Here is a 14,055-nt window from a genome sequence, read left to right as displayed (position 1 = left end):
AGCAAACAGTAGTTAATTATTGCTGAATGTCTCAAACTGATTAGGCAACGCCCCAGCCAATTCGCCCGAAAGCTTTGTATAATCGGCAAGTACTGACGGCAACTGCTTTATCAGTAGGGCCATGTTAATTTTTAACTGCTCGGTTTGTTCTTCATTGCGATACGAAAGGGCTAAATCCACATTTGCCAAAGTAGAAAACAGCTTTAAACAACGTGATAGTTGCGCTTCCGGCGCTTCTTTAGTGCTGTTACTGCTCTTTTTCTCGAATTGTTGCCACGCATTTTCCCAAACGGGTTCTAATAACTTGTGGACATGAAGTAGTCCGGTCAACCAGCTTTCTAATGCTTTCGAGGGTCTTCTAAAGCCATTCACCTCTTCGGCCAAAATTAGTTCCTTAGGCAGTGGTGACTTTTCTTGTCGCATAAAATCGAGATGCGCGCGTAAACCATTCATCAGCGCATCAGCCAGCCTATCTACGTCCTTATCTACAAGTTTACTGTCACCTGACTGAATTAACCAAGGCATCCACTGCTCGGGCATGGGTATCTCTGGTGCGGAGGCTACGGCAAAGATCATCCCATCAACTTGGTAAGTAGAAGGAAGAACGTTTTCAAAATTAGGCAACGACACAATATCGCTCACCATCGTTATCGGATAGCCGTCTTTCACCATTAATGTCCTATTTTAATTTGCGTTCTATTTCGTGAAACGGTAGTCTGCGCGCCCACTTTGCTAAGGGCGTATTTTTTAACCTTTTACCCTCACTTAAACTGGGTAAAGGCGAGAGAAAATGACTTGCCCGCATTGGGTACGCGACAATAGGTTTAAAACCAATCTGTTACTGTATTGGTTTAGCGGTACTGTTGCGTGCTCGCCTACCTATTGTCATGATAGCAAAACTTAACTAAGAGTCGTTGCAATGGCAAAAGATAAATCAGGATATATCATCGCGGCCGCATTTATAGGGCCGGGAACAGTAACCACAGCAAGCTTAGCAGGTGCTAACTTTGGTTTTCACCTCGTATGGGCGCTGCTTTTTTCCATTTTCGCTACTATAGTGCTGCAAGATATGGCGGCTCGATTAGGCGTGGCCAGTGGCAAGGGCTTGGCCAGTGCAATGAAAGATATGGCATATAAACCCTGGCTAAAAAATGTGTTTATTTTGCTTATAGTCAGTGCCATCGGTATCGGAAATGCCGCCTATGAGTCTGGAAATTTAACCGGAGCAGCTATTGGTCTAGATGCCTTCATTAATATAGGCATCGGTCCATGGGCCAGCATATTGGGCACTATAGCGATTGTCTTGCTTTGGTCTGGAAGCTACAAATGGATTGAAACCGTTCTAGTCTATTTGGTGTTTATTATGGCTGGGGTGTTTTTAGTTACGCTATTGGTAGCCAAGCCTGACGTTGCTGCTATGTTTAGCCAATTCATCTCCCCCCGCTTGGATGCCGATGCGATTACAACGGTGCTAGCGCTAATTGGCACAACTATCGTTCCCTATAATTTATTCTTACACGCTAGCCTCGTAGCTAAATCATCTCAAGGACAGAATAAACACGACGCTGTTGTTGCCTGTCGCAATCAATCTGCGAGAGCAATAAGCATGGGCGGACTTATCACACTAATTGTAATGGCCACGGCCATGATGGCGTTTTTCAATCAAGCTGCCACCATGGACGCATCTAATATGGGAGAACAGCTCAAACCGGTTTTAGGTGATAAAGCGCAGTGGTTCTTTGCACTTGGTTTGTTTGCAGCCGGATTGACCAGTGCGATCACGGCACCGCTCGCAGCCGCTTACGCAGTAACTGGTGCGCTTGGTTTATCTGACAATATGCAAAGTAAAAGCTTCAAGGCGGTGTGGTTCATTATTATTGTTATAGGTGTAAGCGTTGCAGCACTTGGCTTTAAACCGTTACCCGCTATCTTGTTCGCACAAGCCACCAATGCCCTGCTACTCCCTATCATTGCCATATTTTTGCTAGTGGTAATGAACAAGAGCACTGCGTTGGGAGAATTTAGAAACACGTGGAAAAGTAACGTAGCGGGCTTTGTGGTAGTAGGCACTGTGATTGGTTTAGGTTTATATAAACTAATCGGCGTTTTTGGCTAGTTACAGAAATGAGGGCAGAATTAATCTGACTTTTTTGTAAGTTAACCCTGTTAGCAGGTTTTAAAAGCAGTAAGCCAACGTAACTAACAGAATGCATAGAAAAAGGGCCGCTTTGGCCCTTTTTAACGTCAATAATAGGTTAAAGCTTTCAGCTTTGGGCTTAAAAGCACTTTGCCCCCGACTTTAGCTGGCTAGGCGTTGGAGAATGTCTTGGAGCATCCCCTTGCTGCAGCCGAAATTAATTCGAAAATGATCCGCTTTGTGAAAGTCGATGCCAGGCGATGGGCCCACGCCTTTTTCCTCTGCCCACTGCTGAACATTTTCAACGCCAAGGCCACTTGCATCCACCCAAGCAAGGAAGGTGGCGTCAGCTTTTAGCATACGCAGCCCATCTATGCTGTTAATGGTATTGAAGACCATATCTCTGTTTTCACGCAAGTAAGTAAGTTGCTGTTGGTGCCAATCGTCACACTGGGTAAAAGCCGCTTCAGTTGCTGCCAGCCCCAATACGGTAACCCAAGGCACAACACCTGCTGCGGCATTAGTAAATGCCTGACGCAGTTGGCGGTTGGGAATAATAGCAAATGAGGTACCTAAGCCCGCTATATTGAAGGTCTTGCTCGCGGCCATTAAGGTAACGCTATTTTCCGCAAGGTTTGATTCACGCCCTGCAGGAATATGCGTTTTTCCCTCTTCTAAAATGAGGTCGCAGTGAATCTCATCGGAACAGAGAGTTACATTGTTTGCGTTACAAATATCGGCAATACGATCTAACTCTTCTTTAGACAATACCGAGCCCACAGGATTCATTGGGTTACATAGAATAAACAGTTTGCATCGAGGATCTGCTGCCTCTTTTTCTAGTGCATCAAAGTCTAATGTGTAGCGCGCGCCTTCTACCTCATTAATCGTATCGGCGCTGTCACCATTAGCATGTTGAACTACCGTACCAATATCAACCCGCTCTAGGCCATTTAGCTTAGGTGCAGCTAACAAAGGCGGGTAATTCGGGGTTTGAATAAGCACTTTATCGCCTGTCTCACAATAAGCTTTACAGGCAACGTTAAACGCTGGCACCACGCCAGGAGTCCACACTAACCACTCTGGCTTAATGTTCCAATTGTGCTTATCCTTAAGCCATCTAACTACCGCTTGAATTGCACCTTCATGGTGTGCCGGAAGAATGTATCCCAAATTACCATGTTCTACATAACCTGAAATAGCATTGAGTATTGGCTGAGCACAACGGAACTCGGTATCGGCAACCCACGCAGGAATGACGTCTTTTCCTTTGTACTTTTGCCATTTAAACGAGAAAGTGTCTTTTCGAGGGGGGGTATTATCGAATAACGTGCTCACATTACATCCTGTTGCATAAAAACTTGTGGCAACAGTGTAGAAGTTTCCTACGTTATAAACTAGGGTGAATATCGTGATTTAACGCTATTTCGCTAGATCGAAATGTACTTAAATAGAGATAAATAACATCACTTAATGCCATTACCTTTTGTGTGCAGCTACTTCTTGGGTCTTTTGAATTAATTCCATCATATCAAGTGGTTTAGCTAAAAAACCCGTGACTTGAAGTTTACGAGCCTCAATAACCAGTTCTTTATTTGGGTCCGCGGTAATAAGTAAAAATGGAACGTTGAGACCTGAAGAATGGCAGGTTTTCAACAAGCTTAAACCATCGTAATCCGGCATAACTTGATCGCTAATAATGAGATTCAACGAGTCAGAAGTTTGCTGTAATAAAAAGTCTCGAGCAAATTTGCTGCGTGTAAACGAATAAACGGTGGCGTCTAACTGCGTTTCCAGCGCATCAGTTATCATATCAAGTGTGATAGGGTCGTCTTCGACTACGGCTACAGAAAACAATACGATCCCCTTAAAAATCGGTAAGTAATTATAATTTATGCCAGCTTAAGGCCTTTTTTAGGCCCGAACCCAATTAATCTAAGCATAGGTGGGTAAATTACCTTTGACCACTACCCATTGGTCGAAATTTTGGCCACTTTATACCGTTAATCCGCATAGATAAGTGCCCACTCAGAATAAAAAATGCCAGCGAAAAGCTGGCATTTTAAAAGTTGTTTAAGTCTTAGAAGGTATTAAGACTTAGGCCCGCGTGATGCACGCTTACGCTCGTTTTCAGTAAGAAGCTTCTTACGAATACGGATAGAAACAGGCGTTACTTCAACGAGTTCGTCATCATCAATAAACTCAAGCGCTTGCTCAAGAGACATCTTAATTGGTGGAACGAGTGTCTGCGCCTCATCAGTACCAGATGCACGAACGTTAGTAAGCTGCTTACCTTTAAGCGCGTTTACAGTAAGGTCATTGTCACGACTGTGAATACCAATAACCATACCTTCATATACTTCTACACCGTGTCCGATAAATAGGCGACCACGCTCTTGAAGGTTAAACAAGGCGTTAGTTAGCGCTTTACCGTTAGCGTTGGCAATAAGCACACCGTTTTTACGCTTACCAATGACACCGCCCTTATAAGGACCGTAGTGATCGAACGTGTGGTAAAGCAAGCCAGAACCTGACGTCATCGTCATAAATTCAGTTTGGAAACCAATTAGGCCACGGCTTGGAATAATGAAGTCGATACGCACACGACCTTTACCATCTGGTGACATATCTGTCATTTCAGCTTTACGAAGACCCAGTTGCTCCATAATAGAACCTTGGTGCTGCTCTTCACAGTCGATGGTCAAGGTTTCGAAGGGCTCTTGTGTTTCACCGTCAACTTCTTTCAAGATTACTTCTGGACGTGATACTGCAAGCTCGTAACCCTCACGACGCATGTTCTCGATAAGTATACCTAGGTGAAGCTCACCACGACCTGATACGCGGAATTTGTCCGGATCTTGCGTCTCTTCTACGCGAAGTGCAACGTTGTGTACTAACTCATCGGTTAGACGCTCAAGAATGTTACGTGACGTTACGTATTTACCTTCTTTACCCGCAAACGGTGACGTGTTTACTTGGAACGTCATGGTTACTGTAGGCTCATCAACCGATAGTGGAGGAAGCGCTTCTACCGTGTTCACGTCACAGATGGTGTCAGAGATCTTCAGTTCACCAAGACCAGAAATTGCAATAATGTCACCCGCGTGAGCAGAACTCACCTCATGACGAGCAAGACCAAGGTAGCCATAAACTAGGCCAACTTTTCCGTTGCGCTTTTGACCATCGGCAGTAACGATAGTGACTTGTTGGTTAGTCTTCACAGAACCGCGCTTAACGCGACCAACGCCGATTACACCTACATAAGAGTTGTAATCAAGCTGAGAAATTTGCATTTGGAATGCGCCGTCGATATCTGCATCAGGTGGAGATACTTGGTCGACGATAGTTTGGAACAATGCCGTCATATCGTCTTCTTTAGTATCTGCATCAAGTGATGCCCAACCGTTTAGTGCAGACGCATAAACAACTTGGAAATCCAGTTGATCGTCAGTAGCACCTAAGTTGTCGAACAAATCGAAAACTTGGTCTATTACCCAATCAGGGCGAGCACCTGGCTTGTCGATTTTATTGATAACAACAATTGGCTTAAGACCTTGGGCAAACGCCTTTTGCGTTACGAAACGCGTTTGCGGCATTGGACCTTCCTGTGCATCTACAAGTAGAAGTACAGAGTCGGCCATTGACATTACGCGCTCTACTTCACCACCAAAGTCAGCGTGTCCTGGAGTATCGACGATATTGATACGGTAGTCGTTCCAGTTGATCGCTGTATTCTTAGCTAGGATGGTAATGCCACGTTCTTTCTCGATGTCGTTCGAGTCCATTACGCGTTCTTCTTGCTCACCTCGAGATTCAAGGGTGCCAGACTGCTGTAACAGTTTGTCTACCAGGGTCGTTTTACCGTGGTCAACGTGGGCGATGATTGCGATGTTACGCAACTTATTTATATCAGTGGTATTCATGCTTATATAGAGCCTGTGTAAATCAACGACTACTGCAATTCAGTGGAAAGGAGTATGCGTTAGATTTGTTGCAAAAAAATGCAGATAGAAAATTTGCGCGGATTGTACAGAAAAACCACGGCATTTGCGCATCTTTTTTTTTGATGTGGACACGTTTTATTGATTTTCAATCACTTGTTCAACTATTGAACACTTATGTTGCACCGGATTGAATATATTAGGTAGCCATATGCTGCAAAGTATTCTAGGCTGATTATCGTAAAAAAAGAGCAAATCACCACAAGGGTGCAAGAGCGCACAGTTATGGTGCATTTCAACTTAAAAGGAAGTGATAGGTGCCCCGCTATGCCACAGAAATCGGCATGCATATAGATGGCATGATAATCGCTTTCACTTTTTTCACTGTTGGGGTGAAGCTGATCATCCCGCATTTTTTACATTAAACCTGGAGGACACGATGTCGATTGATAAGGCATTAGAGCTTATTAAAGAAAGTGAAGCGAAGTTTGTAGATTTACGTTTTACCGATACAAAAGGTAAAGAACAACACGTATCTATCCCTGCGGGCCTAGTTGATGAAGAGTTTTTCGAAGAAGGTAAAATGTTCGACGGTTCTTCAATCGCTGGCTGGAAAGGCATCAATGAATCAGACATGGTTCTTCTTCCAGATGCGGACAGCTGTGTTGTAGACCCGTTTGCTGAAGAAACACAAGTAAACATTCGTTGTGACATCGTTGAGCCTTCTACTATGGAAGGTTATGAGCGCGATCCTCGTTCAGTTGCTCGTCGCGCAGAAGAGTACCTAAAGTCAACAGGCATTGGTGACACTGTATTCTTCGGTCCTGAGCCAGAGTTTTTCCTTTTCGACGACGTTCGCTTCCACACAGACATGGCGGGTTCTTTCTATAAGATCGATTCTGCAGAAGCCAAATGGAATTCAGGTGAAGAATTCGAAGGCGGCAACATGGCACACCGCCCAGGCGTTAAAGGCGGTTACTTCCCAGTACCACCAGTAGATTCTGCGCACGACATCCGTGCAGCTATGTGCTTAGTAATGGAAGAAATGGGCCTTGTAATCGAAGCGCACCACCACGAAGTAGCAACAGCTGGCCAAAACGAAATTGCATGCCAATTCAACACGCTAGTTAAGAAAGCTGATGAAATTCAAGTTTACAAGTATGTAGTTCACAACGTTGCACATGCATACGGCCAAACTGCTACCTTTATGCCTAAGCCACTTGTTGGCGATAACGGTTCTGGTATGCACTGCCACCAGTCTATCTCTAAAGATGGCGTGAACATCTTCGCGGGTGACAAGTACGCAGGTCTTTCTGAAGAAGCACTTTACTACATTGGCGGTATCATTAAGCACGCGCGTGCAATCAACGCATTTGCAAACGCGTCGACTAACTCATACAAGCGTCTAGTTCCTGGCTTCGAAGCGCCGGTAATGCTTGCTTACTCAGCACGTAACCGCTCAGCGTCTATTCGTATTCCACACGTAACTAGTGATAAAGCGCGTCGTATCGAAGTTCGCTTCCCTGACCCAACAGCTAACCCATACCTAGCGTTCACTGCAATGCTTATGGCTGGTCTTGATGGAATTAAGAACAAGATCCACCCTGGCGATGCAATGGATAAAGATTTGTATGACCTACCTGCAGAAGAAGCAGCGGAAATCCCAACAGTTGCAAGCTCGCTAGAAATGGCGCTTGAAGCGCTTGATAACGACCGTGACTTCCTTAAAGCCGGCGGCGTTATGTCAGACGACATGATCGATGCATACATCGACCTTAAGTCTGAAGAAGTAACCAAACTTAACATGACAACTCACCCAGTTGAGTTTGATATGTACTACAGCGTGTAATCACACCTGTATAGCGATATATACTAAAGCCCGCTTTGCGGGCTTTTTTTATGCGCGCTAATTATCTACTATGGTTATGTGGTTTCGGTAAAAAGTACTAATAGAGCCCCCTTTTTGGCAGAATTTAGTATGCGCTTGCTTTAGTCATATCTAGCCAGACCAATTAAGTGATCGGCCAAAGGTAATTAACAGGCAGCCCAACAATTCATTGATTAGGTAACAACACGTGCAAAACATGACGCGAAATATCTGCTTACTATCTCTGCTGACGCTGGCTAGCTATGGGCTGCTTCCTTTAAAGGCCACTGCGATAAGTCAAGATAATGAACAAAAAAGTACGCAGCAAGATGCACAAATGAACGACTCAGCTGAAGGCGTCAATGCACCCGTCGCTGGAACCTCTTCTTCTACAACAATCTATAAAGTAGTTGGAAAAGATGGATCTGTTACTTACACCGATAAGCCGCAAAAAAATGCAGAGCCATTAGCGTTTGATGAAAAAACACAGAACGTAGTTACCGCTGCGAAAGTTCCCCCGCCACCACCACTCAAGCCCGATGCACCAAAGCCGAAATACCGCGTAGTAATCAAATCTCCAGCACCTGAGGCGACAATCCGAAATAATTTAGGTGAAATTACCATTTCAGCGACTCAAACTGGTGCACCTAAAGCACCTATCTATCGGTTAATTCTTGATGATGCCCCAATTGCTAGCAATAATTCCGGCGTTTTTAAGTTATCTGGTATCCATCGTGGGGCACACACCTACAAAGTTGAACTAACTAACAATACGGGCAAGACTCTTGCATCGTCTCCAGTTCAAACCCTTTACCTTCATCAGGCATCGGCGTTAATTAATAACTAATAGCGTGCAACCATTGTTATGCAAGCGCACCACAGAGGTTCAGTGAATATTTATTGCTGAGTTCTTTATTCGCGCACCGCATCATTGCAAGCTACAATGCACGAACATGGTGCAAAGGAGACGAGCTCGGATGCATTCCACCGAGTTAGAAACACAACAGCTAATCAATAGCTTAAACACCGCATTGGTGATGGTAGACAATAAACTTACGATTGTTTATGCCAACCATGCGGGTGAAGCTTTGTTTGAAACTGGGTTAAAACAGCTTATCGGACACCCACTTCAAGACTTCTTTCTACCGGGCACAATAGAGACCACCCGCCTTAAAGCCGCTATAAGGAAAGGTGAAGATTTCACCGAGAATGAAATTAAATTGGCGTTTAGAGATAACCGCTACGTATCTGCTGATTTGACTGTAACGAATTTGCACTTTGAAGACGGCCCACGCCTGCTATTTGAAGTTAAAAAAATTGATCAGCAAAAGCGCATAACGCGAGAAACACTGCAAAACGCACAGCATTATGCTGCCCGAGAACTAGTGCGTGGCCTTGCTCACGAAATTAAGAACCCACTTGGCGGCATTCGCGGCGCAGCACAGCTTTTAGAAAAAGAGCTAAACGACGAGCACAAAGAATTTACCAGCATGATCATTGAGCAATCTGATCGTCTTCGCAACTTGGTTGACCGTCTACTAGGGCCCAATTCACTGCCACGATTCGAAGAAAGCAACGTGCATCAGGCCCTTGAAAAAATCCGCAGCCTTATGCGATTTGACTCCGATAGTCCTATTGCCATTGTTCGCGATTATGATCCGAGTATACCGCCACTGATGCTCGATCCAGATATGATCCAGCAAGCGGTGCTCAATATTGTTCGCAACAGTGTTCAGGCGCTAACAGAAAGCGAAACGCCTAATCCAGAAATAAAATTAGTAACACGCATAGAGCGCCAGATGACGATTCAAACAAAACGTTATGCGCTAGTGGCAAAAATAAAGATTATTGATAACGGACCGGGCATTCCGCCGGAAATTAAAGACACACTTTTCTACCCCATGGTCACAAGTAAACAGAATGGCTCTGGGCTGGGTTTGTCAATATCACAGACCCTAATCAACCACCACGGCGGCAAAATAGATGTAGACAGCTACCCTGGTCACACTGAGTTCGTAATTTATCTACCAATCGATCGTAAGGAGACAGACGATGACGAATGAGTCTGTGTGGATTGTCGATGACGACAGTTCTATTCGTTGGGTGCTGCAAAAGGCCTTACAGGCAGCTGAAATAAGCTGTTTAAGTTTTGAAAACCCTGAAGATTTATTACTTCAACTTCAAAGCGGCCAAGCCCCTGAAGTCATCATTTCAGATATTAGAATGCCACAAATGGACGGCATGACTTTATTGAACGAAGTGCATTCTTCGCACCCTATGCTTCCCGTTATAATCATGACAGCGCATTCTGATCTTGATAGCGCTGTAAACGCTTATCAAAAGGGTGCGTTTGAATATTTACCAAAACCTTTCGACATAGACGAAGCGGTTACATTAACCCAGCGGGCACTTGCCCACTCTCGGGAACAATCAAACGTATCAAAAGCACAGCCTGAAGATGTGGTGACCGAGATCATCGGCGAAGCCCCTGCTATGCAGGAAGTGTTTCGCGCCATTGGCCGCCTCTCACGCTCTTCAATCAGCGTGCTCATTAACGGACAATCTGGCACAGGTAAAGAGCTGGTTGCACATGCGCTTCACAGGCACAGCCCTAGAGCAAGTAAACCCTTTATTGCGCTGAACATGGCTGCTATTCCCGCTGACCTTGTAGAGTCTGAATTATTCGGACATGAAAAAGGTGCATTCACTGGTGCACAAGCAGCTCGCCAAGGTCGCTTTGAACAAGCTGACGGCGGTACGCTATTCTTAGATGAAATTGGTGACATGCCGTTAGATGTGCAAACTCGACTGTTGCGTGTACTTGCTGATGGCCAGTTTTATCGCGTTGGCGGTCATCAATCGGTGAGTGTGGACGTACGCATTATTGCAGCAACCCACCAAAATTTAGAACAGCGTGTTGCTGAAGGAAAATTTAGGGAAGATTTGTTCCACCGCTTAAACGTAATTCGCGTACATCTCCCCTCTCTTAGTGAACGCAGAGAAGACATTCCCCTGCTAACGCGACACTTCTTACGTCGTGCGGCAAAGGAGCTGGATGTAGAAGCTAAGAGTATTTCTAAAGAAGCTGAACGCGTCATGTCGCAGCTATCATGGCCAGGTAACGTCAGACAATTAGAAAACGTGTGCCGATGGCTTACTGTGATGGCAAGTGGTCAAGAAGTTCTGCCTAGCGATTTACCACCAGAGATCCATAATGACAACGCGATAGAGAAACCGAGCACAGAATCGGGGGAGTGGCCAGATTTGTTGGCTAGCTGGACGGATAAGCAACTTCGTGACGGTCATCACAATATTCTTAACGACGCGATGCTGACGTTTGAGCGCGTTATGCTTGAGCGAGCACTGCATCACACACACGGCCATAAGCAAGATGCTGCTAAGCGTTTAGGTTGGGGCCGCAACACGTTAACAAGAAAGCTCAAAGAACTCGGTGTAAACTAATTATCTGGTTGAGTTAGGCAAACCTCAAAAATAGCAGACGCAGGCCTGCTATTTTTATTTGTCTGACTTGCCAATCATTTTTGAATAGCTTTTAGCCTTCTATTAAAAGCTCACCCAAAAAGACTGCAGGTTGTTAATGTCCTTTGGTCAAAAGCGCCGTCATTGCCTGGTTGAAAATTCTCACCCATTTCATGCTGAACTGGCCTTTGGCGCTGCGGTTAATTTCAATCACCGCCTCTTTTTTTGATAACACCTTATCTTCATTGTGAGCTCTGGGATGAGTCATGGCGTCATAGGTATCCACTATAGCGAGTAACTTTGCGCCTTCACAAATATCGTCTTCTTTAAGCCCGAGTGGATAACCGGTTCCATCAGTACGCTCGTGATGCTGCATCACAATTTTGCGCGCCATATCCCACTGGTCTAAATGCTCTAACAAACGCGCACTCTTATATACGTGAGAGCGCATAAGATTAAACTCGTTATCGCTAAGAGCATCTCCTTTATGGAGTAGCTTTAGAGGCATAAATGCCATACCGAAATCGTGAACGTAACTGGCAACGGCAAGCTGGTCCTCGTCAATAGGATTTTCGGCCACGTCATTAATGTACATAGCAAGTTTTGCGACCCGATCACCACGCCCAGCCCAGTAATCTGAACGGCGCTCTATAGACTGCATTAGATCTCGGAAAAACAGAATATCCTGCTTTTTTTCGCTACTAATGTCTTTTGGTATTCCCGTTGCCGCAAGGGTGACCGGCTTATTTTGAGCATTGGATTGCTCGTTATCGTCAATCACTCTATCTAGAGCCGGATTTAGTAATAGTACAGCTTCTGTTAGACGCTTCTCATGATCAGATGAATTTTCAGGTGTCACCCGGCTTATTGCCAAAACTAGCTGGTTATGAAGATTGTCATCGTACTCAGCACTACCATTGGCCATTACGCTTTCTACAAACGCTTTAACCCTGTCCATTGTCAGCAATACCAAATCACTCATTGTGCTTGTGTAAGCCACCTGCCCTTTGCGTAAATAATCTAGCAAGTCTTCTACGTGCTGCAAAAGCGGGATCATAGGTGAGAAGTTAACTAAGCCCAAATCGCCTTTGATTGTATGAATAGAGCGAAACAAAGCGCGCTGCAACTCGTTGTCTTCAGGACGAAGCTCTAATTCAATCAGAGTTTGCTCACTAGATTCATAGAGTTCGTTAATTTCCTCCATTAGGTCAGCGAGAATATCTTCTTCGAGGTCGTCTGGAGTGAATGTTTGCATATACTGGTTACCGAGTTAGATTCGATTGCGCTTCTTCTTATTGTAATTGGGTATCGGCAAAATTTCCTCATACTAAAGGTGATAAAGATAAGGACTTTTTTAAATAAAAAGATTTGCGCTGTAAAAACTCATCGGACAAGTGTACGCTGAAACTTCATCTATACTGCGCGCGTCAATAGAATCTAGGAGTTGTTTTGATCGCTTTATTCCGCATTCCAGCACTTTTTATCGCCTTTTTGTTTATCAACGTTGTGTTGTTGATTATTTGTATTGTGCGCCCTTTTCACAAAGATAACGTTCATGCAGCGGGCAGCTTATATTCTCTCATGGCGAAAATTGTGGGCCTGAAACTCATCATTAGAAAGGACCCAGCGGTTAAAATTAATGAACCTTATGTATTTATAGCCAATCATCAAAATAGCTTTGACGTGATTACGATTTGTAAAGCTGCCCTTCCTGGCGTGGTCACAATTGGTAAAAAAAGCCTAAAGTGGATCCCTATCTTCGGCCAAATATACTGGCTATCTGGGAACATCATGATTGATAGAAAAAACTCGGGTAAAGCCCGAAATACGCTAGATATTGCCGCACACCGTATTGCAAAAAAGAAGACGTCAGTATGGCTATTTCCTGAAGGCACCAGAAGTTACGGCAGAGGTATTCTACCTTTTAAGCAGGGAGCATTTCGTTTAGCTAAAACGACCAATGAGCCCGTGGTCATGGTTACAGCTAGTAACCTGCACAACAAAGTGAAATGGAACCGTTGGGACAATGGCATAGTGCTCATTGATATTTCTGCTCCCGTCCCCCTTACTGAAGCGCATTCAATCAAAGAGTGGATGGTACATTTCAATAATGAAATGAAACAAAAATTCGATACGCTCAATACTCAGGTCGCTGAACTAGAAAAAAGCAGGTAAACTTGCGTCAAAATTGCTAACGAGTGTTTATTATGACCCAGTTCGATGAAAGAGAAGAGTGGTACGAGTTTAATCAAGAAACCATTGATGCCCTTTTAGAAGACGGCAGCCAAGCAGACGCCGACTATACCATTGAGCACCACTTCGCCAGTACAGACTTCGATGTGTTAGAAAAAGCCGCCGTAGATGCATTTAAAGCCGGTTTTGAAGTTACGGATGCAGAGGAATTGATGCTAGATGACGGTGAAACAATTTTCTGCTTCGACGCTATAGTTGAAAGGAAACTGGATATTGAAAAACTCAATGCAGATTCTGACGCACTGCTAAAAATCGCTGACAAACACGACGTAACGTACGATGGATGGGGTACGTACTTTGAACCCCGTGAAGAAGGCGATTACGAAGAAGACGAATATCAATTCGATGACTAAGCCTTGCACTTAGTTTTTTAAATA

12 protein-coding genes are annotated in these 14,055 nt (G+C 44.5%); 7 read left to right on the top strand and 5 right to left on the bottom strand.

Features of this window, described 5'->3' with window-relative positions; genetic code table 11:
* Positions 1-12: 12 nt before the first annotated feature.
* Complete coding sequence (locus GVO62_RS03575) at positions 13-672, bottom strand: UPF0149 family protein (RefSeq protein WP_159117769.1); 660 nt, start codon at positions 670-672, stop codon at positions 13-15.
* 247 nt (positions 673-919) lie between these two features.
* Between GVO62_RS03575 and GVO62_RS03570 the strand changes: the two genes are divergently transcribed.
* On the top strand, positions 920-2,116 hold the full coding sequence (locus GVO62_RS03570; RefSeq protein WP_159117768.1) for an Nramp family divalent metal transporter: 1,197 nt from the start codon (positions 920-922) through the stop codon (positions 2,114-2,116).
* Positions 2,117-2,299: 183 nt separating this feature from the next.
* Here GVO62_RS03570 and GVO62_RS03565 read toward each other — a convergent pair whose 3' ends face one another.
* The 3 genes from GVO62_RS03565 to typA all read right to left on the bottom strand — a co-directional run bounded on the left by GVO62_RS03565 (position 2,300) and on the right by typA (position 6,060).
* On the bottom strand, positions 2,300-3,475 hold the full coding sequence (locus GVO62_RS03565) for a MalY/PatB family protein (RefSeq protein ID WP_159117767.1): 1,176 nt from the start codon (positions 3,473-3,475) through the stop codon (positions 2,300-2,302).
* Between the two features lie 141 nt (positions 3,476-3,616).
* On the bottom strand, positions 3,617-3,994 hold the full coding sequence (locus GVO62_RS03560; RefSeq protein ID WP_120961971.1) for a response regulator: 378 nt from the start codon (positions 3,992-3,994) through the stop codon (positions 3,617-3,619).
* Positions 3,995-4,227: 233 nt separating this feature from the next.
* Positions 4,228-6,060: a translational GTPase TypA gene (typA, locus tag GVO62_RS03555; RefSeq protein ID WP_159117766.1), complete on the bottom strand. Its 1,833-nt coding sequence runs from the start codon at positions 6,058-6,060 to the stop codon at positions 4,228-4,230.
* A 457-nt stretch (positions 6,061-6,517) separates the two neighbouring features.
* Between typA and glnA the strand changes: the two genes are divergently transcribed.
* The 4 genes from glnA to glnG all read left to right on the top strand — a co-directional run bounded on the left by glnA (position 6,518) and on the right by glnG (position 11,407).
* Positions 6,518-7,927 carry a glutamate--ammonia ligase gene (glnA, locus tag GVO62_RS03550; RefSeq protein ID WP_120961975.1) on the top strand — a complete coding sequence of 470 codons (1,410 nt, stop codon included), beginning with the start codon at positions 6,518-6,520 and terminating at the stop codon, positions 7,925-7,927.
* Positions 7,928-8,162: 235 nt separating this feature from the next.
* The gene (locus tag GVO62_RS03545) at positions 8,163-8,792 is read left to right on the top strand and encodes a DUF4124 domain-containing protein (RefSeq protein WP_236547055.1); all 630 of its coding nucleotides are present in this window, start codon (positions 8,163-8,165) and stop codon (positions 8,790-8,792) included.
* Positions 8,793-8,922: 130 nt separating this feature from the next.
* A complete protein-coding gene (gene glnL / locus GVO62_RS03540) occupies positions 8,923-10,008 on the top strand; it encodes a nitrogen regulation protein NR(II) (RefSeq protein WP_105929451.1) in 1,086 nt (361 codons plus the stop codon).
* Positions 9,998-11,407: a nitrogen regulation protein NR(I) gene (glnG, locus tag GVO62_RS03535; protein ID WP_159117764.1), complete on the top strand. Its 1,410-nt coding sequence runs from the start codon at positions 9,998-10,000 to the stop codon at positions 11,405-11,407. Before glnL ends, glnG begins: the two co-directional genes overlap by 11 nt.
* Before the next feature lie 133 nt (positions 11,408-11,540).
* On the opposite strand, the gene GVO62_RS03530 is transcribed toward glnG, so the two are convergent.
* A complete protein-coding gene (locus tag GVO62_RS03530; protein WP_159117763.1) occupies positions 11,541-12,680 on the bottom strand; it encodes an HD-GYP domain-containing protein in 1,140 nt (379 codons plus the stop codon).
* A gap of 194 nt (positions 12,681-12,874) precedes the next feature.
* Here GVO62_RS03530 and GVO62_RS03525 point away from each other — a divergent pair, with 194 nt between their 5' ends.
* Both GVO62_RS03525 and rraB read left to right on the top strand, forming a co-directional pair.
* A complete protein-coding gene (locus GVO62_RS03525) occupies positions 12,875-13,600 on the top strand; it encodes a 1-acylglycerol-3-phosphate O-acyltransferase (protein WP_159117762.1) in 726 nt (241 codons plus the stop codon).
* A gap of 32 nt (positions 13,601-13,632) precedes the next feature.
* Entirely contained in the window at positions 13,633-14,031 is a 399-nt protein-coding gene (gene rraB / locus GVO62_RS03520) for a ribonuclease E inhibitor RraB (RefSeq protein ID WP_120961983.1), read from the top strand.
* The last annotated feature ends 24 nt before the right edge of the window (positions 14,032-14,055 follow it).

The sequence above is a fragment of the Alteromonas sp. KUL150 genome, assembly GCF_009811475.1.
GTDB lineage: Bacteria > Pseudomonadota > Gammaproteobacteria > Enterobacterales > Alteromonadaceae > Alteromonas > Alteromonas gracilis.
Note: the sequence above shows the minus strand (reverse complement) of the source record. Positions and strands in the feature narration are given on the sequence as shown.